Here is a 17,192-nt window from a genome sequence, read left to right as displayed (position 1 = left end):
TCATGAACGCCTCCCAACGCGGTTTTACCTTGATTGAAGTCGTGGTGACGCTGGCCCTGATCGGCCTGTTGGCGAGCATGGCCGCGCCGCTGACCGAGACCCTGGTGCGGCGTGGCAAGGAGCAAGAATTGCGCAATGCGCTGTACCAGATTCGCGATGGCATCGACGCCTACAAGCGCGCCTTTGATGCCGGTTACATCGAGAAGTCGCTGAACAGCAGCGGCTACCCGCCGAACCTGAAAGTGCTGGTCGAAGGCGTGCGCGATGTGCGCAGTGCCAAAGGCGCCAAGTTCTACTTTTTACGCCGCATCCCGCGCGATCCGCTGGTGCCGGCCAAACGTGATGACGAAGGGGGTTGGGGCGTGCGCGCCTACGACAGTTCGGCTCAGAACCCGCGCGATGGCGAGGACGTTTTCGACGTCTACTCCCACGCCCGCGGCAAGGGTCTCAACGGCATTGCCTACCGCGAGTGGTGAAGCTCATGCGCCGGGAAAAAGGTTTTACCTTGCTGGAGCTGATGGTGGTGATGGCGATCATCGCCACGCTGATGACCATTGCCTTACCGCGCTACTTCAACAGCCTCGAAGCGTCCAAGGAAACTACGTTGCGCCAGAGCCTGTCGGCGATGCGCGAGGCGCTCGATCACTTCTACGGCGATACCGGGCGCTACCCGGATTCCATTGAGCAACTGATCGAACAGCGTTACCTGCGCAACGCGCCGCTGGACCCGATCACCGAGCGCAAAGACCAGTGGGTGCTGATCGCGCCACCGGACGGCGTCGCCGGTGGCGTGGCCGACATCAAGAGCGGTGCTACGGGGAGGGCGCGTGATGGCAGCCAGTATGCCGAGTGGTAATCGCGCGCAGCAGGGCGGCTTCACCTACCTGGGTGTGCTGTTCCTGATCGTGGTCATGGGCATGGGCCTGGCCAGTGCCGGCGAACTGTGGTCGACCGCCTCGCGCCGTGACCGCGAACGCCAGTTGCTCTGGGTCGGCACTCAATACGCCCAGGCACTGCGCAGCTATTACCGCAGTTCGCCGGGGGTGGCGCAGTACCCGAAAGAGCTCGCGGACCTGCTCGATGATCAGCGTTTCCCGGAGGCGAAACACCATTTGCGGCAGCTCTATCCCGACCCGATCGGGCAGGGCGAGTGGGCGCTGCAACGCGGTTTCGACGGGCGCATCACCGGCCTCAACAGCCCGTCGGCCGAGCTGCCGTTGAAGCAGACGGACTTCCCGTCGCAGTGGGCGGATTTCCAGGGCATGCAGCGCTATTCGGACTGGCAGTTCGTCGCCGAAAAAGCCTTCCTTGAGGGCAGCAACGGCCCGGCCAAGGGCCAGTCGAATCTGCCCCAGGCGCTGCAGCCATGACTCGCCACTGGTGGTGCGCGCTGGTCCTCGCCGCAGTGGCGTGCGGCGCCCATGCCGGTGAAGAAGACGAACTGATGGGCTTTGTCGTCGACGACACGATCTCGCACATCGGCCACGACTTTTACTACTCGTTCACCGAACGCCTGCGCGACACCAGCCCGATGAATTTCAACCTGGTGGTGCGCGAGCGCCCCGACGCGCGCTGGGGCAGCCTGGTGACCGTGGAATATCAGCAACGCCTGGTCTATCGGCGCTTCCTGCCGCCGAACACCGTGGAACTGAAGGACGAGGCCTACGCGGCCGCCGACTGGGTTCGACGCCAGGTTGTCCAGCGCAAGCTGGAGGCTCTGTTGCAGGACACCACCGACCTTGAGAAGGACGAACTATGAACACGACAACGTTCTCACGGCGCAGCGGATTGTGGATCTCGGGGTTGTTGATCGGCCTCGCCAGCGCTGCCACGGTCCAGGCTACCGAACTGGTCTACACGCCGGTCAACCCGTCGTTCGGCGGCAACCCGCTGAACGGCACCTGGCTGCTCAACAACGCCCAGGCGCAAAACGATCACGACGACCCCGACATCAAGAGTCGGTCGGCGGTGGCCGGTACCTCGGCGCTGGAGCGCTTCACCAGTCAATTGCAATCGCGGCTGTTAGGGCAGTTGCTGGACAACATCTCCACTGGCAACACGGGGAGCCTGTCCACCGACTCTTTCATCGTCAACGTCATCGACGACTCCGGGGCACTGAGCATTGAAGTGACCGATCGAGCGACCGGTGAAGTTTCGGAAATTCAGGTGAACGGCCTCAACCCATGACGGGCTGACGGTTCCGGGGAGTGATGGACATGAAAAAAATAATTGCGCTAGGGCTGCTGTTGGCAACATTGCAAGGGTGCAGTCTGCGCGAGCCGATGCCGGCCGAGCAGGACACCGAAACCCCGACCCTGACCCCCAGGGCCTCGACCTACTACGACTTGCTGAAGATGCCCCGGCCCAAGGGGCGGCTGATGGCGGTGGTGTACGGCTTCCGTGATCAGACCGGGCAGTACAAACCGACCCCGGCGAGTTCGTTTTCCACCAGTGTGACCCAGGGCGCGGCGTCGATGTTGATGGACGCGATGCAGGCCAGCGGCTGGTTTGTCGTGCTTGAACGTGAAGGGCTGCAGAACCTGTTGACCGAGCGCAAGATCATTCGCGCTTCGCAGAAGAAGCCAAATACGCCGGTGAATATCCAGGGTGAGCTGCCACCGTTGCAGGCGGCGAACATGATGCTCGAGGGCGGGATCATCGCGTATGACACCAATGTGCGTAGCGGCGGGGAAGGGGCGCGGTATCTGGGGATCGATTTGCAGCGCGAGTATCGGGTCGATCAGGTGACGGTCAATTTGCGTGCGGTGGATGTGCGCAGTGGGCAGGTGCTGGCGAATGTGATGACCAGCAAGACGATTTATTCGGTGGCGCGCAGTGCGGGGATTTTCAAGTTCATCGAGTTCAAGAAGTTGCTGGAGGCTGAGGTAGGGTACACGACCAACGAACCGGCGCAGCTTTGTGTGTTGTCGGCGATCGAGGCGGCGGTGGGGCATATGGTGGCGCAGGGGATCGAGCGGCGGTTGTGGCAGGTGGCGGGGGATGTTTCTTCGCCTGGGCAGGAGGATGTTTTGAATCGGTATCTGACTCAGAACAAGATTGATCCTGAGGCCGAGTGAGGGCTTGGGTTTTGCGTTTGAGCTTGGCGGCCTGCTAGCCGACCAGGCTCTCTCGGTCGAAACCGGTTCAAACCTGTAGGAGTGAGCCCGCTCGCGATAGCTATCTATTGGGCATCGACGATATCGCGAATGCACTCAGACCTTGTGGGAGCTGCGGTGCGACGATTCGACTTGCCAGCGATGGCGGCCTCACAGCCGACCAATCTCTGGCTGGTGTACTCAGTTCCAATGTGGGAGCTTGCTCGCAAAGGCTTTTTTTCGGGCGCTGGTTCTCTGATTGTTGTGTACATATCCGTTGCTGCGGTCACGGCCGCTTAGGGTTCCGCCCTTACGGCGGGTCACCTTTTTCAAACGCCAAAAAGGTAACCCAAAACGCTTGCTCCTACGTTCGGCCCTCGCAGGCTCGGGTTCCTTCGCTCCGGGACCGATCCGGGCGCAGCGGCTACGGTTTGCTGCGCTGCACCTCCTTCCGCTGTGTACGACTTCGTCGTACGGTCGCTGCGCTCCCACGCCCGGATCAATCCCTCCACTCAGCCTTCCGACGTCGCCGGTGAGTCAAGATCAAAAGCAGGCGAGCTGACACTCGGCCTATTGAGTGGTGAGAAGCGGCGCATGGCTTGAAATTTTCGGTGGATTCGCCCCTCACCCCAGCCCTCTCCCCGAGGAGAGGGAGCCGATCTGCGTGCCATTCAAAACTCACATTCGACTCGGTATCTCAGGTGGCGTACCTCGCCCAAACCACTCGGTCAGTCCCCTCTCCCTCCGGGAGAGGGCTAGGGTGAGGGCAGCGATCTGAAGTGTGTTTAAAGAAGTGTCTGAATCGGCGGAACCTTCCCACAAGGTTTTCAGGTTGTCCGTCGGACGTCCGGTCTCTAGCCTGTGTTCGTCGCTGCCAATTCAGCGACCGGGCGTGGAAACCCGATTAACTACAGAGCGCACAAGCGCCATTCATAACGTATCCTTGCGCACCTCACTGTGTGCACTTTGTTATGGCGGCTGTGCGTGGGAGACCTCGTGTCTGCCGGGTTGCCTCTGTCCCGGGTTTCCAACCTGCGTACAGCTGCCACCTATTCGCTTGGAAACCGAATGGGGGCCAGCTATAACCGTCATACAGGGTAAATAATCATGAAAAAACCAACCCCCAACCCCCCAGAACCAGACACCAACACCACATCCCCCTACGCCTGCGTCGACAGCAAAAAACTCCACAAAGCCGCCGACCGCGCCCTCGATTACTACCTCAATCCCAGCGCCCGCATCATGTCCAGCGCCAACGAGCCGGAGGCGATGTACCTCGCCAACCCCAGCTACAACACCGAATCCCTGCTCGCCAACGCCAGCGAAACCCTCGGCTCGGCCAGTGAAATGCTCAACAACTTCGCGGCCTCGCTGGATCCCTCGCACCGCAAGACCGCGCTGGGCATCGCACAAGTCGTGATGCTGGGCGAGCTGGCGGTGAATCAAGCGCTGGATCACGTCGAACTCAAGAACTAAACACACCAATTGATCGTTCCCACGCTCTGCGTGGGAATGCCTCTCGGGACGCTCCGCGTTCCAGCTCGCGAATTTGACGCGGAGCGTCAGGGGATGCATTCCCACGCAGAGTGTGGGAACGATCAAGATACAAAAAAACCGTACCTCCACGGGAAGTACGGTTTGTTGTGTTGAGACGAGGAAGCGATCTTAACCGGGGTCGCGCCGGGGGTACTCCTGACGCGCATGCAAGATGCTCACAATCTCAATGTGGTCCGCCACTTGATAAACGACGAGATAGTTCGGGCTTACCACAACCTCTCGAGTGCCGGGAGAGCGGCCTTTGCGATACAGGTGTGGATGCCAACAAAGCGCAGATGTAGTTTTTACGACGGACTTGTGAAGTGCAGTCGCCGCTACAAAATTTCGCTCGCCAATGTACTTCAGGATTTTTGAGAGTTCGACCCGAGCCTTGGGTCGCCACTTAATCTGCATCAGCGCTTTTGCGCATTGATTCCATCAGGGCATTGATTTCCTCCATCACTTGCTCATGGGGAATACTCGGACGCGGATCATCCAGAGAGGCCTGCACTTCGGCCCGAAACCAACGGTCATAACTTGCAGCCTGCTCCTCTGGATCAAGATCCGAAACAACCGGGCACAGTGGGTCAATCATCTTTGGGTCGATCATGGCACCTCCGGGATCAATGCCTGGAAGTCTATTCGGTAAGGGGAGTGTTGTCGTGGTTGCCTGGATGATTTGCACGTCGGTCGAGCTCCGTAGGGTTCAGGTTGTCCCGAAAAATCCTAGTCCTTGCGCTTCCGACGGCCAACCGCCAGACGTGGTAGGAAAACGTGCAGCTTTTCCATAAATCATTCATTTTTCTGTAGGACGTGGCGCGTCTGGGCTTTAAACAAAGCGTGTCGTTGATCGGTCCTACGGACACAAAAAAACCGCGACCCCCCTCACCAGAGAATCGCGGCCCTTCAACACCCAACCCCTACTGCTGCAACACCGTCGCCTGGTTAGCCGACCCAAACTGCTGAATATTCGCGGTCTGGGTCATGCCGCTCTGGTCGACATTGGCGATGTTCCCCGTCCCGCCCTGGGTCACGTACGCCACGTTCATCGTATCCGCCTGTTTAACCGTGATCATGTTATCGCTGCCATACAGCTGCGCGGTATAGGCCTGGTTACCCGAGCCCGACTGGTCGAACGATGCACTGTTGCCGGTGCCATTCGTTGAACCTTGCACCAGGTTGCCCGTGCCGCGCTGATCGGAGATCAGAATGTTGTCGCTGCCGTTCTGATCAAAGTACAGCTCGTTATACGACTCGGCCTGGCTGACCGTGGTCTTGTTGCCGGTCCCGGTCTGGCTGGTGGTCATCACGTGGCCGACGCCGTCCTGGGTGAAGCTGGCGATGTTGCCATTGCCGGCCTGGGTGACGGTGGCGCGTTGGTTGCTGCCGAACTGGCCGCCCGATTGCGGGCCTTTCCAGTTGCTGGCGTAGACCTTGTTGTCGTTGCCCACCGAAGTGGCGCTGAGCACATGGCCGTCGCCGCTCTGGTAGGTGTAGTGCACGTTGCCGTTGCCCACCTGGTACAACGCCAGTGTCGAGTTGACCGACTCGAACTGGTCGGCGTAGATCGCGTTGCTGTTGCCAAGCTGGGTGACGGCGGCGTTGTTGTTGGCGCCGAAGCTTTGATCGACCACGGTTTCGTTGCTGTCGCCGTACTGGTTGATCGTGGCCTGGCTGGCGGTCTGCGCGTCTTGCCAGATTTCGGTGCCGTTGAGGTTGCCGAACTGGTTGATGGTGATGTTGCCGCCAAGGCCGTTGCGCTGGTCGCTGTAGGCGTAGTTGCTGTCGCCGGCCTGGTTGATGCCGATCTGCCCGCCGTTGTGCGTGACCTGTTCGGCGGTGCCGTAGTTGGCGGTGCCGAACTGGGTGATCACCGAGCTGTTGCCGCTGCCTTCATAGAGTTGTTCGATGTTGGCTTCGTTGTTGTCGCCGTACTGGAAGGTCTTGCCTTCGCTGCCGTTCTGCGAGTCCTGGTAGACGAACGAGAAGTTGCCGCTGCCTTGCTGTTGTTGCAGGGCATTGTTGGGTGCACCGAAGCCCAGCGACTGGCTGGCGTGGGCGGTGTTGAAGGCGCCGACCTGTTGTTGAGTAATGGTGCCGTTGTCTTCGTAAAGCTGCTCGGCATAACCGGCGTTGTAGTCGCCGACGGCGTCCTGGATGATCACGCTGGTGGCGTGGTCCTGCACGGCGGCGGCGTCGTTGCCCTGGCCGAACTGGGTCTGGGTGGCGGTGCTGAACGGTGCCTGAGTCTGTTTCACGTTGGCGATGTTGGCGGTACCGGCCTGGCTCTGGCTGGACAGGCTGTCGTCCGCCATGGCCTGGGCACTGATCATGACCAGGATGGCGGCGGTGAGGGGCGTCAGTTTGAACATGATGAACTCTCCGATGATTGCAGTGCTTAGCGATATTGCTTGACCGAAACGCTCATGCCGTTGCCCGACTGGGTCACGGCGCTTTGCAGCCCCGCGCCGGCCTGCTCGATGCTGGCGTCGTTGTTGTTGCCGTTTTGCGCAATCTGCGCGCGGTTGTGGCTGCCGGTCTGGGTAATCGAGGCGGCGTTGCCGTAGCCGTTCTGGTTGATCAGCGCCATCAGGTCGCTGCCTTGCTGCAGGATGTACGCCTCCTGATTGCTGCCCGACTGCACGATCTGCCCGAGCAGCGACTGACCGTTCTGTTGCAGCAGGGCGACGTTGGCCTGGCCGAGCTGTTCGATCAGGGCTTGCTGACCCACCGGTGGGGGCAGTTCGCCGAGGTCGCTGCTGGTCGCGACGAGGTCGTCGTTGTCCATCAGGTCGTCGGCGCGCGCACCTGCACTGCTGCACAGCAGGAGCAGGCAAAGCAGGGCGGCGGTCGGCGTGTTCATGGCGAAATCCTGGGTCGCGTGATGCGGTTGCAAGCCTTGACCCAGCCACCCGCAGGTGACTGGGCGGCAGGCTCAGAGGGTGTTCACTGGCACGGTGCGCACGGTGCCTTGGGACGAGCGGATCGTCGCGGTCGGGTTGGCCGACGGCACCACCAGCGTGTTGTTCAGCGTCAGCCGCCAGCGGCCGGTCACCGGCACCGTTGTGCTGCCCAGCGTTACCAGCCCGGTCGGCGTGGTGACCTGCACGGTGATGGTGTTGCCGGTGGTCACTGACGACGTGCCGGTGAAGTCCCAGTTGAAGCGTCCACCCGTGCGGGCCTGGACCGTTGAAGCGGTGACGGTGAAGGTTTCCGCCGCGGGTCGTGGCGACACTTGCACGGTGACCGTCGCGGGCGTCGACAGGGCGCCGAAGCTGTCCCGGGCGATGTAGGTGAAGGTCGTGGTGAATGCCGTGGTCACGCTGGCCGGCGGGGTGTAATTGACCACCGTGCCGTCAGTGCTGACCGTGCCCCGGCCGGCGGCCGGTTGGGTCAGGCTGGCGACGCCCAGCGGCACGTTGCCTTCCGGATCGGTGTCGTTGGCCAGCACGTTGATCGGGATCGCCACACCGAGGGTGGCGACGCTGTCGGCGACGGCGGTCGGTGGCCGGTTCGGCGCGACGGTGATCGTCACGGTGGCCGGGTTGGCCGAGGCCAGGCCTTTGGCATCCTGCGCCTTGTAGGTGAAGGTGGTGGTCAGCGGCGCGTTCACTACGGCCGGCGGGGTGTAGACCACGGCGGTGGTGCCGCTGAGCGCGACGGTGCCCTGGTTGGCGGCCGGTTGGGTCAACGCCGTGATGGTCAGCGGCGTGTTGCCGTCGGGGTCGCTGTCATTGGTCAGCAGGCTGAGGGTGACCGGCACGCCGAAGCTGGTGCTGCCGGTATCGGCATTACTCAGTGGCGCCTGATTTTCCCCGGTGTCCGGCGCTGTGCCGACCACTACCACGGCTTCGGTGTCAGTGCCGCCGGCGGCGGATTTCACCGTGACGCTGGGCGGTGGTTGCGTCAGGTCGGCAACGGTAATGCGTTGCAGGGTGCCGGATTTCGACAGGCGGCCATAGCCTTCGGCGACCATGTCGGGGATCGCCACTTCATCGGTCGACGTCGCTTCGATCAGCAGGCTGTGGGTGGCCCAGCTGTAGCGTGCGGTCTGCACTTTGACCACGTCGGTGAGTTTGCTCGACACGGCTGTCGGGCGCGTGGTGCCGGTCGGATTGGTCGCGGTCACGACGATCACCGCCGGCACCGCGCCTACGCCCAGACGCTGGCCGAAGAACGAACCGTCGTTGTCGCCCAGCAGGCTGGTCTGGCACGGCGTTGCCGGTGGACCGGGAAGCAACGCAATGGATTCCCGGAAACACAGAGTCGAGCTGCTGTCTGCCTTGGCAAACACCTCCGCGCGGGTACCGGCGGCTGTCCTGCGATAGGTCGCGCGATCGATTTCAACGTGGGTCTGCTGGCGGTTGTCGAGCACTTTGCCGGACAAGCTGAACAGGTTCGACTGGATGGTCCCGGCGGGGCCGGTAATGCGCACGAAGTTGGTGTTGAACGGGCTGCCGGTCACCGCTTCGTTGAGGTTCGGGTCGCCGACGAAGGTTTCGGTGGCGCCGGTGTCCGGGTTCACTTCGGTATACGGGCCGTTGACGCTGCGCAGGAACGGTCCGATGTCGCCGTTGACCGCGCCCGTGAAGTTGCCCGGCGCGCCGATGCCGATGTCGCGGGTGATATTGATCGCGCGCCGACCGGGCGTGGTGACATTGACCGTTTCGACGCCGTACGGGTGAGTGATGGTGTAGGTGCCAGCGGTAGGCACCGAGACGCGGATGCGAATGCGCGCAAAGCTTGCCTGGTCGCCATCGACCGGATTTTCCGAGGCGAACGCCGCTTCGATACCGGCCACGTACGCTTCCATTTCGTAACCGCTGTTGCCGACCTGCGCAATGGCGGTTTCGGCAAGGAACCAGAAGGCTTCCGGCGGCCAGTTATCGGGGAAGATCATCGGCTGTGCATCGTCGTAGATGCCCGGCTCGGCAAGCAGAATGCACATGTACGCCGGCGGTGTGGTGGCCGCGACGCGCGAGCTGGCGGCGCGCGACTGGCACAGTTCCATCGACAGCAGATTGTTGTCCTGATACCACATCGGGAATTTCCCGGTGGCGAAGGTGTAGGGGCCGGGGTCGACGGCGGCGAGTTGCGCATAGGCACTGCCGGTCAGCGAGAGAGCGAGCCCGAGCGCGTTGAGCGCAAAGCGTGGCCACTTGTTCATGATGCCTCCTGATGCGGATCTGGGCATGTGAGCGTTCATTGCACGATGACCACTTCTTCGGTATCGCTGCCGCCGTTGGACGACGTCACCCGAACTTTGGCCGGTGGTATCGGCGAGATCCCGGTGGCCAGGGTTTTCACCGCGCCGTCACCGCCCAGAGCACCGATGGCGGCGCCGCTGACCGAACTGGCGGTGAGCACCGGCGGCGAGGTTTCGTCGCTGGTCGAGGCCACCAGGGTCAGTTGCCCGGAGCTGAGGCTGTACTCGGCGCGCTGGATCACCACCAGGTCGGTCAGCGTCATTGGCAGCGTGGTCGGCGTGCTGGTAGCGATCGCCAGGTGGTTATCGGCGGTCACTTGCAGAGTGGTCGGCAAGGTCGGGTTGGCCGACGATTGTGCGTACCAGGCACCGGTCGAATTGGCTTCGGTCATGTTGATCAGCGGCGTGCTGCTGGTGATGACCGCGGTGCCGGGGGCGGGTGGGGCGAGCACGAACACGTCCTGCTGGGCCACCGGCGCACTGGTGCCGGCCTTGCGTGAGTAGGTGCTGCGCTGGGTGATCATTGGCGTTGGCCGTACCACCGTGGACAACTTGCCGGACACCGCAAACGTGGTTGCGCGCAGGTCCAGGCCGTTAGGGCCTTCGATGCGCACGAAATTGGTGTTGAACGGGCTGCCGGTCACCGCTTCGTTGAGATTCGGGTCGCCGACGAACTGCTCGGCAGCCCCGCTGACCGGGTTGGTTTCGGTGTACGGGCCGTTGACGCTGCGCAGGAACGGGCCAATGTCGCCCTTGAGCGCGCCGTCGTAGGTTTGCGGCGTGCCGATGCCGATGTCGCGGGTCATGTTGATCGCGCGGCGGCCGGGGGTGTCGATGTTGAACACGTCGACGCCATACGGGTGGGTGATGACATAGGTGCCGGCGGTCGGCACATCGACGCGAATACGGATCCGCGCGAAGCTGACCTGATCGCCTTCCACCGGTTCTTCGGCGGCGAAGGCGGCCTCGATGGCGCTGACGTAACCGAGGTCGATACCGCGAGCGGCATCGACGATGGCGGTTTCGCCAGTGAACCAGAACGCTTCGTCGGGAAAGTTGCTCGGGAAGACGATCGGTTGCGCGTCGTCGAAAACGCCGGGCGTCGGCAACAACGAGCACATGTACGACGGCGCGCCGGGCGTGCTCGGAACCCGCGAACTGAGCGCCTTGGACAGGCACAAGTCCAGGGTCCGGCCGTGCGAATCCTGATACCAGCCGGCGAAACCGCCGTTGGCCGGCGTGTACGGACCGGGGTCAACAGCAAACAAAGCGGCCTGGGCGATGCCGTGGGCCAGAGCGCTCACGACCAGGACGGTCGCGGTTTTGGACAGTAAAGGGTGCATGAGTTAATCCCTCTATCAGAGTACCTGCCCCTTGGGGATGGGTCAGTTGCAACGGCCTGTACACCTTCCATGCCAAGGTGCGGTGGATGGGGCGCAGAGGGCCGGAATAGAAGCGTCGGCGCGCAGGAGAGCGAAGTTTTGGTTCGACGGGGAAAGGGCGTCAGTCCCCAGAGTTGGGGACGTTGGGGATGAATGCCGAACCACTGCCGGATGATCAACCTGTGGGAGCGAGCCTGCTCGCGAAAGGGACCTCCCGGGAGGCATAGGTCGACCGACCCTACGCCTTCGCGAGCAGGCTCGCTCCCACAGAGATTGCCCACAGGATTGATGGGTATTCGGAAAAACCGGGCCGCTGTCCCCGCATCCGGGCAAACCCCCAGCGGTGGGCTATAACCAATAGGGACGTCTCGGGAAGTCGCGGCCATGAACATGCAGTCGAAATTGCTTGCGCTTGACGAGGGCAAGCTTCGCTCGGGCGCGCGCGGGCGGCCATTCAACCTTTTGCGCTGGTTTTCATTGATCAGCATGGCGGTAATCGGCACCGTGGCCGTGGCCCTCGGCACCGTGTCGACCCGCTTTGTGATCGAAGAAAGCGTGCAGCGCGACGCCTTGCTGACCGCGCAATTCATCCAGGCCATCGCTTCGGCGGAAGTGCGCCACGTCGCGATTCCCAACATCCGCACCATGGGTGAATTGCTCGATCCGCGCCAGGACAAGGATTTCCCCGATGTCGATCCGCAGGCCCGGGCCGGTGCGCGCGGGGAATTTCTCGATCACATCGAACATTTGCCAGACGTGATTCTCGCCAATATCTATGCCCCGGACCGCATGGTGATCTGGTCGACCAACCCGGCGCTAATCGGCACCAGCATCCATGCCGACGACGATCTCGATCGCGCCTTCGATGAAAAAATCCCCGTGTCAGCCAGCTATCACAACGTCGACAAGGCCCGCGAGGAACAGAAATTCGTCACGCCGCCGGACTATATTTTCATCGAGAACTACATTCCGCTGTTCGACGCGGAGGGCAAGAACGTCACGGCGATGGTCGAGATCTACAAGGAACCCAAGGACCTCATCGCCCGAATGGAGCGCGGCCTGGCACTGATCTGGCTGGCCACGGCGCTCGGCGGTGGGCTGATTTATCTGGGCTTGTACTGGATCGTGCGGCGCGCAGCGAAATTACTCGCCGCGCAGCAAAGACAACTGATCGCCAATGAAACCTTTGTCGCGCTGGGCGAAATGTCCTCGGCCGTGGCGCACAGCCTGCGCAATCCGCTGGCGACGATTCGCTCCAGTGCCGAACTGGCGCTGGAGTTCGATGCGGGCCCGGCAGAAAAGAACATCAAGGACATCATCGGCCAGGTCGACCGCATGTCGAAGTGGGTCCGCGAGCTGCTGCAGTCGCTGCGTCCGCTCAACGACGACCCGGAGCCGGTCAACCTCGTGGCCACGCTGCATGAGACCCTGGTCGCCTTCGAACAGCAGATCGCCCGAGCCGGAGTGAAGGTGGTGTTCCAGCCGCAGAGTACGCCGATGGTGCTCAGCCAGGCGGTGCAACTGACGCAGATCCTCAACAGCTTGCTGGCCAACGCGCTGGAGGCGATGGACAAGGGCGGCACGCTGACCGTCAGTCTCGAGTCGAGCAACGACCGCGACGTGTGCGTGGTGCTCAGCGACACTGGCAAAGGCATGAATGAAGAACAGCGGAGCATGGCGTTCCGGCCGTTTTTCACCACCAAATCGGGCGGCCTCGGGGTCGGCCTGGTGCTGGTCAAACGCATCATGGAACGCTTCGGCGGGGGCGTGACCCTGAGCAGCCGCGAAGGCGAGGGCACTACGGTGCGTCTGGCATTTCACCTGGTGCCGTGAGCGCAAAAGGTTTTCTGAACTTTCCCCAGCAGTGGGTGTCAAGCCCCGGTCACCGGGGAGTGGGGAAAGCCGCAGCGCCGGCAAGTCCCTGTAACAACTGGAAATAAATTCTTGGCGCACTCGTTGCAAAACACCATCACCCCTTCCTGAATGAGGCGGCTGGTGATGGACACAACAATGCGTGACCCAAGCAATATCTTCCTGCTGACGCCGCTGAGCCTGTTTGTGCTCGCAACCTTCGGCACCGTGGCCGTGGTTCAAGCGAGCCCGATCGACGACGAAAGCCAGCCCGAAACCTCCGATCCGTCGGCTTACTATGACGAATCGGCGGACCGTGCCGGGGCGCTCAACGGCATTCTGACCATGCCCGAGGCCAACGAAGATTCCTTCGACCTGCCTGACGGCATCAAAGGCACCCGCGCCACGATGCGTTTGGAAAACGTTCTGCCGCCGTCGATCCAGACCAGTTTCAACTACCCCACCAATGGCAAGCCGAGCCCGCTCTACGGTGCGCAGCCATTCACTCAGCAACTGCTGCTGTTCGAAGAATTCGGCCCGGAAAAACTTGATCCGACCACGCCGGCCGCACCCTTGCCTTTCCCGCCGGCGGCCATCGGCCCGGCACCGGCGCAAGACCCCAACAACATCGCCCGTAGCGCACCGCCCGGCAGCGCGCTCGATGCGTTTCTGCGGCAACCGGGGCTGACCCCGTTTCCCAGCCAGTTCGCCAATGTCGTCGACCGCAACCCGTGGCAGGCGCAGATCGAGGTGTTCCTCAACCGGCACATCGGTTCGTCCGCCGAGGGCCGGCCACCGGGCAAAGGCTGGGCTCACCAGCGCTGGAACGAGTTTTACCCGCAAGCGGCCTACAAGACCGTACAGACCGGGGCCCGGCTCAACGGTGGCCTGCGTGACAGTCGGCAGATGCACGGCTATGCCATGGGCGAATTCGGCCCTGGAGGCCTGTACCACAACGTTGCCGGCATCCCGGCGACCGACGGCACCGCCAAAGGCGTCGACACGCGTTTTCACCCGAACATGCCGGTACAGAATCACAACGCCGTGTGGACGTTCGACGGCACGCTGCCGCCGAAACTGTTGATGGTGCGCTACGGCCAACCGGTGATGATGCGCCACTACAACGGCTTGCCGATCGATCCTTCGGCCAACCGCGGTTTTGGTTTGCACACCATCAGTACCCACGAGCACAACGGCCACGCGCCGGCGGAAAGCGACGGCTTTGCCAACGCGTTCTTCTTCCCGGGGCAGTTCTACGACTATCGCTGGCCGATCCAGCTGGCCGGTTACGACAGCATCAACACCAAGGCTGAAGATCCGCGTGCTGCGTTTCCTTGTGCAGCGGGCGAAACCCTGTGGGTCAACGACGTTGTGCCGAGCAAGAAGACCTGCGATCACGGCACCATCAAGATCCGCGGCGACTGGCGCGAAACCATGAGCACCCACTGGTTCCACGACCACATGCTCGATTTCACCGCGCAGAACGTCTACAAGGGCAACGCGGCGATGATGAATTACTACAGCGCCTTGGATCGTGGCAACGAGGCGGTGGACGACGGCGTCAACCTGCGCTTGCCCAGCGGCAGCGCCTTGCCGTGGGGCAACCGTGACTACGACGTTAACCTGGTGTTCGCCGACAAGGCCTGGGATCAGGAAGGCCAGTTGTGGTTCAACCCGTTCAACACCGACGGTTTCCTCGGCGATCAGGTGCTGGTCAACTGGCAGTGGAAACCGACCCTCGATGTACGCGCGCGCAGCTATCGCTTCCGCATGCTCAACGGTTCGGTGTCGCGCTACTTCAAACTGGCGCTGGTGCGGGAAATCAAAGGCACCGGCGGCGAGTTTCAGGGGCCGAAAAACTCCGGCGTGTCCTATAGTCGTGTGCCGTTTCACATGATTGCCAACGACGGCAACATCATGGAACACAGCGTCCCGTTCGACGGCAGCATGGACCTCGACGCCGACGGCGATAAGCAGAACCACAACGCGATCCTGCCGACCCAGGGCATCGCCGAGCGCTTCGACATCATTGTCAATTTCTCGAAAAACGGCATCAAACCGGGCGACAAGCTGTTCTTCGTCAACCTGCAGGCCCACGACGACGGCAAAGGCCCGAAAGAGCCGATTCCGTTGGGTGAGGTCCTGTCAGAGAAATACCTCGCAGTGCTCAAACCGACCAGCAAGGGGCCGCAGTGGGACCGTGGCGATCCAGCGGTGGGCAAGGTCCTGCAGCTCAACGTCAAGGCCTACACCGGGCAGGATCTGGCGATGAATCCGGCAGCCTACGAACCGGCCAAACCGGGCAAGGCCGAAGGGCTGGTGATGATCCCGCTCAAACTGCACCGCGACAACGTTGCCGACAAGGCGCTGCTGGCCAAGGCCCGGCACCGGACCTTCACGTTCGGCCGCTCGGACGGCACCGATGAAGCACCGTGGACGGTGAAGACCGATGGCGGCTTCGGCTTCCACATGGACCCGCGCCGGCTGAACGCCTCGACGCAATTGTCCAGCGGCCCGACCGATGCCGGCGTGGCCGGGTTCGGCACCCTTGAGGTATGGAACATCAAGGCCGGCGGTACAGGCTGGAGCCATCCGGTCCACGTGCACTTCGAGGAGGGGATCATCCTCAGCCGTGGCGGCAAGGCCCCGCCGGAATGGGAAAAATGGGCGCGCAAGGACGTCTATCGCATCGGCTCGGAAAAGGACGGTCTGGACAGTGTCGAGATGGCAATCAACTTCCGCGAATTCGCCGGGACCTACATGGAGCACTGTCACAACACCCAGCATGAAGACAACTCGATGCTGCTGCGCTGGGACCTGGAGAAACCTGGTCAGCTGCAACTGATGCCGACGCCGCTGCCCAGCTGGGACGGGGTGCGCTACGTCAACTCCGCCGCGCTGCCAACCTTCCGCAGTGGTGACGGGTTCGGCCCGCAAGTGGTGGTCAAGCCATGAACCGCCGGCACGCTGATCGTCCTGTGCAGAACCCGCGCTCCCGGGCGCTGGGCTTGCACCTGGTGTTGGTGCTGGTGGTCTCTGTGCTGGCCAGCCGTGTGCTGCTGGCTCATGAGGCCAGCAGCGCCGAGCCGGCCGCCGCCAGCGAATCCGCCACCCCGTGGGGTGGCGACTATTTCCCCAACACCCTGCTGACCGACCAGGACGGTCGGCAGGTGCGTTTCTTCGACGACCTGATCAAGAACAAAGTGGTGGTAATCAATTTCATCTTCACCTCGTGCAGCGACTCCTGTCCGCTGGAGACCGCACGCTTGCGCCAGGTGCAGAAATTGCTCGGCGATCGGGTCGGGCAGGACATTTTCTTTTACTCGATCAGCATCGATCCGCTAAGCGACACCCCCGCAGTGCTCAAGGCCTATGCGCAGCGCTTCAAAGTCGGCCCCGGCTGGAAATTCCTCACTGGCGAGTTCGCGGACGTCACCGACCTGCGCAAGAAGCTCGGCCTGTTCATCGACGGCGTCGACAACGGCCGCACCAAGGATCACAACCTCAGCCTGATCGTCGGCAACCAGAGCACCGGGCGCTGGATGAAAGCTTCGCCGTTCGAAAATCCGTGGATTCTCGCCGATCAGCTGGCCAACACTCTGCAAAACTGGAAACAGCCCAGCAGCGGAGAAAGCTACGCCGATGCCCCGCAAATCCGTCCACCGAGTAATGGCGAGGAGCTGTTCCGCACCCGATGCGCCTCTTGTCACAGCCTCGGCCCGCAGGACGGCCAGGGCATCGGCATGCGCAGCATCGGCCCGGACCTGATCGGTGTTACGCAGCACCGTGACCCGACGTGGCTGAACCGCTGGATTCGCGAACCGGATCGCTTGCTGGCGGAAAAAGACCCGATTGCCCTGCAACTGTACGAACAATTCGAGCGAATCCCGATGCCCAACCTGCGCCTCGACGAGCAGTCGGCGCAGGCGATCATCGAATTCCTCAGCGCCGAAACCGAGCGTCAGCAAACGTCGAACAAGGCCTTGGCCGACGGTGCGCTGGCGCCAATAACACCGGGCGACAGCGCCGCGACGGTCAGTCATATGCAATAGCGGCGAAATAACATTATTGAAGCGTGTGTCGCGGTCAGAGCCACCTACACTGATGGCTGTGACCGGCCCG

Annotated in this window: 16 protein-coding genes; 10 read left to right on the top strand and 6 right to left on the bottom strand. The window is 62.2% G+C overall.

The genetic code is table 11. From position 1 onward, the window contains the following. Positions 1-2 precede the first annotated feature (2 nt). The 7 genes from ACGSLL_RS05025 to ACGSLL_RS04995 all read left to right on the top strand — a co-directional run bounded on the left by ACGSLL_RS05025 (position 3) and on the right by ACGSLL_RS04995 (position 4,571). The gene (locus ACGSLL_RS05025) at positions 3-476 is read left to right on the top strand and encodes a type II secretion system protein (RefSeq protein ID WP_099758586.1); all 474 of its coding nucleotides are present in this window, start codon (positions 3-5) and stop codon (positions 474-476) included. Between the two features lie 5 nt (positions 477-481). Continuing rightward, the gene (locus tag ACGSLL_RS05020) at positions 482-856 is read left to right on the top strand and encodes a type II secretion system protein (protein ID WP_150594830.1); all 375 of its coding nucleotides are present in this window, start codon (positions 482-484) and stop codon (positions 854-856) included. Beyond that, positions 831-1,370: a type II secretion system protein gene (locus ACGSLL_RS05015; RefSeq protein WP_394503754.1), complete on the top strand. Its 540-nt coding sequence runs from the start codon at positions 831-833 to the stop codon at positions 1,368-1,370. Before ACGSLL_RS05020 ends, ACGSLL_RS05015 begins: the two co-directional genes overlap by 26 nt. Then, positions 1,367-1,759 carry a curli production assembly/transport protein CsgE gene (gene csgE / locus ACGSLL_RS05010; protein ID WP_394503752.1) on the top strand — a complete coding sequence of 131 codons (393 nt, stop codon included), beginning with the start codon at positions 1,367-1,369 and terminating at the stop codon, positions 1,757-1,759. Before ACGSLL_RS05015 ends, csgE begins: the two co-directional genes overlap by 4 nt. Beyond that, positions 1,756-2,187 carry a curli assembly protein CsgF gene (locus ACGSLL_RS05005; protein ID WP_208937951.1) on the top strand — a complete coding sequence of 144 codons (432 nt, stop codon included), beginning with the start codon at positions 1,756-1,758 and terminating at the stop codon, positions 2,185-2,187. Before csgE ends, ACGSLL_RS05005 begins: the two co-directional genes overlap by 4 nt. Positions 2,188-2,216: 29 nt before the next feature. After that, complete coding sequence (locus ACGSLL_RS05000; RefSeq protein ID WP_208937950.1) at positions 2,217-3,077, top strand: CsgG/HfaB family protein; 861 nt, start codon at positions 2,217-2,219, stop codon at positions 3,075-3,077. A gap of 1,125 nt (positions 3,078-4,202) precedes the next feature. After that, a complete protein-coding gene (locus tag ACGSLL_RS04995) occupies positions 4,203-4,571 on the top strand; it encodes a DUF6124 family protein (RefSeq protein WP_394503749.1) in 369 nt (122 codons plus the stop codon). A 189-nt stretch (positions 4,572-4,760) separates the two neighbouring features. On the opposite strand, the gene ACGSLL_RS04990 is transcribed toward ACGSLL_RS04995, so the two are convergent. The 6 genes from ACGSLL_RS04990 to ACGSLL_RS04965 form a co-directional block, all read right to left on the bottom strand. Next, positions 4,761-5,045: a type II toxin-antitoxin system RelE/ParE family toxin gene (locus tag ACGSLL_RS04990; protein WP_394503747.1), complete on the bottom strand. Its 285-nt coding sequence runs from the start codon at positions 5,043-5,045 to the stop codon at positions 4,761-4,763. Further along, positions 5,035-5,226, bottom strand: a complete 192-nt coding sequence (gene relB, locus ACGSLL_RS04985) for a type II toxin-antitoxin system RelB family antitoxin (protein WP_026000469.1) — start codon at positions 5,224-5,226, stop codon at positions 5,035-5,037. The genes ACGSLL_RS04990 and relB overlap by 11 nt, the downstream gene beginning before the upstream one ends. Before the next feature lie 325 nt (positions 5,227-5,551). After that, entirely contained in the window at positions 5,552-7,003 is a 1,452-nt protein-coding gene (locus ACGSLL_RS04980; RefSeq protein ID WP_394503745.1) for a curlin, read from the bottom strand. A 26-nt stretch (positions 7,004-7,029) separates the two neighbouring features. Then, on the bottom strand, positions 7,030-7,494 hold the full coding sequence (locus tag ACGSLL_RS04975) for a curlin (protein ID WP_394503743.1): 465 nt from the start codon (positions 7,492-7,494) through the stop codon (positions 7,030-7,032). Between the two features lie 72 nt (positions 7,495-7,566). After that, positions 7,567-9,798, bottom strand: a complete 2,232-nt coding sequence (locus tag ACGSLL_RS04970) for an Ig-like domain-containing protein (protein ID WP_394503741.1) — start codon at positions 9,796-9,798, stop codon at positions 7,567-7,569. A gap of 35 nt (positions 9,799-9,833) precedes the next feature. Continuing rightward, complete coding sequence (locus ACGSLL_RS04965) at positions 9,834-11,180, bottom strand: hypothetical protein (protein ID WP_394503739.1); 1,347 nt, start codon at positions 11,178-11,180, stop codon at positions 9,834-9,836. A 423-nt stretch (positions 11,181-11,603) separates the two neighbouring features. Here ACGSLL_RS04965 and ACGSLL_RS04960 point away from each other — a divergent pair, with 423 nt between their 5' ends. The 3 genes from ACGSLL_RS04960 to ACGSLL_RS04950 all read left to right on the top strand — a co-directional run bounded on the left by ACGSLL_RS04960 (position 11,604) and on the right by ACGSLL_RS04950 (position 17,122). Next, positions 11,604-13,052: a sensor histidine kinase gene (locus ACGSLL_RS04960; protein ID WP_394503737.1), complete on the top strand. Its 1,449-nt coding sequence runs from the start codon at positions 11,604-11,606 to the stop codon at positions 13,050-13,052. A gap of 165 nt (positions 13,053-13,217) precedes the next feature. Then, complete coding sequence (locus tag ACGSLL_RS04955) at positions 13,218-16,025, top strand: multicopper oxidase domain-containing protein (RefSeq protein WP_394503735.1); 2,808 nt, start codon at positions 13,218-13,220, stop codon at positions 16,023-16,025. After that, positions 16,022-17,122 (top strand): SCO family protein, encoded by a 1,101-nt coding sequence (locus ACGSLL_RS04950; protein WP_394503733.1) that lies wholly within the window; start codon positions 16,022-16,024, stop codon positions 17,120-17,122. Before ACGSLL_RS04955 ends, ACGSLL_RS04950 begins: the two co-directional genes overlap by 4 nt. The last annotated feature ends 70 nt before the right edge of the window (positions 17,123-17,192 follow it).

Source organism: Pseudomonas retamae (assembly GCF_043496865.1).
In the GTDB taxonomy this organism is placed as follows: Bacteria; Pseudomonadota; Gammaproteobacteria; order Pseudomonadales; family Pseudomonadaceae; genus Aquipseudomonas; species Aquipseudomonas retamae.
This window is presented reverse-complemented; position numbering and strand designations above follow the sequence as displayed.

What these genes read in the sequence shown, in the direction of transcription:
- ACGSLL_RS05025 (WP_099758586.1), top strand. Translation starts at nt 3, where the DNA reads ATGAACGCCTCCCAACGCGGTTTTACCTTGATTGAAGTCGTGGTGACG.
- ACGSLL_RS04990 (WP_394503747.1), bottom strand. Translation starts at nt 5,045, where the DNA reads ATGCAGATTAAGTGGCGACCCAAGGCTCGGGTCGAACTCTCAAAAATC.
- ACGSLL_RS05020 (WP_150594830.1), top strand. Translation starts at nt 482, where the DNA reads ATGCGCCGGGAAAAAGGTTTTACCTTGCTGGAGCTGATGGTGGTGATG.
- ACGSLL_RS04970 (WP_394503741.1), bottom strand. Translation starts at nt 9,798, where the DNA reads ATGAACAAGTGGCCACGCTTTGCGCTCAACGCGCTCGGGCTCGCTCTC.
- ACGSLL_RS04995 (WP_394503749.1), top strand. Translation starts at nt 4,203, where the DNA reads ATGAAAAAACCAACCCCCAACCCCCCAGAACCAGACACCAACACCACA.
- ACGSLL_RS05015 (WP_394503754.1), top strand. Translation starts at nt 831, where the DNA reads ATGGCAGCCAGTATGCCGAGTGGTAATCGCGCGCAGCAGGGCGGCTTC.
- ACGSLL_RS04965 (WP_394503739.1), bottom strand. Translation starts at nt 11,180, where the DNA reads ATGCACCCTTTACTGTCCAAAACCGCGACCGTCCTGGTCGTGAGCGCT.
- ACGSLL_RS05005 (WP_208937951.1), top strand. Translation starts at nt 1,756, where the DNA reads ATGAACACGACAACGTTCTCACGGCGCAGCGGATTGTGGATCTCGGGG.
- ACGSLL_RS04960 (WP_394503737.1), top strand. Translation starts at nt 11,604, where the DNA reads ATGAACATGCAGTCGAAATTGCTTGCGCTTGACGAGGGCAAGCTTCGC.
- relB (WP_026000469.1), bottom strand. Translation starts at nt 5,226, where the DNA reads ATGATTGACCCACTGTGCCCGGTTGTTTCGGATCTTGATCCAGAGGAG.
- csgE (WP_394503752.1), top strand. Translation starts at nt 1,367, where the DNA reads ATGACTCGCCACTGGTGGTGCGCGCTGGTCCTCGCCGCAGTGGCGTGC.
- ACGSLL_RS04980 (WP_394503745.1), bottom strand. Translation starts at nt 7,003, where the DNA reads ATGTTCAAACTGACGCCCCTCACCGCCGCCATCCTGGTCATGATCAGT.
- ACGSLL_RS04950 (WP_394503733.1), top strand. Translation starts at nt 16,022, where the DNA reads ATGAACCGCCGGCACGCTGATCGTCCTGTGCAGAACCCGCGCTCCCGG.
- ACGSLL_RS04975 (WP_394503743.1), bottom strand. Translation starts at nt 7,494, where the DNA reads ATGAACACGCCGACCGCCGCCCTGCTTTGCCTGCTCCTGCTGTGCAGC.
- ACGSLL_RS04955 (WP_394503735.1), top strand. Translation starts at nt 13,218, where the DNA reads ATGGACACAACAATGCGTGACCCAAGCAATATCTTCCTGCTGACGCCG.
- ACGSLL_RS05000 (WP_208937950.1), top strand. Translation starts at nt 2,217, where the DNA reads ATGAAAAAAATAATTGCGCTAGGGCTGCTGTTGGCAACATTGCAAGGG.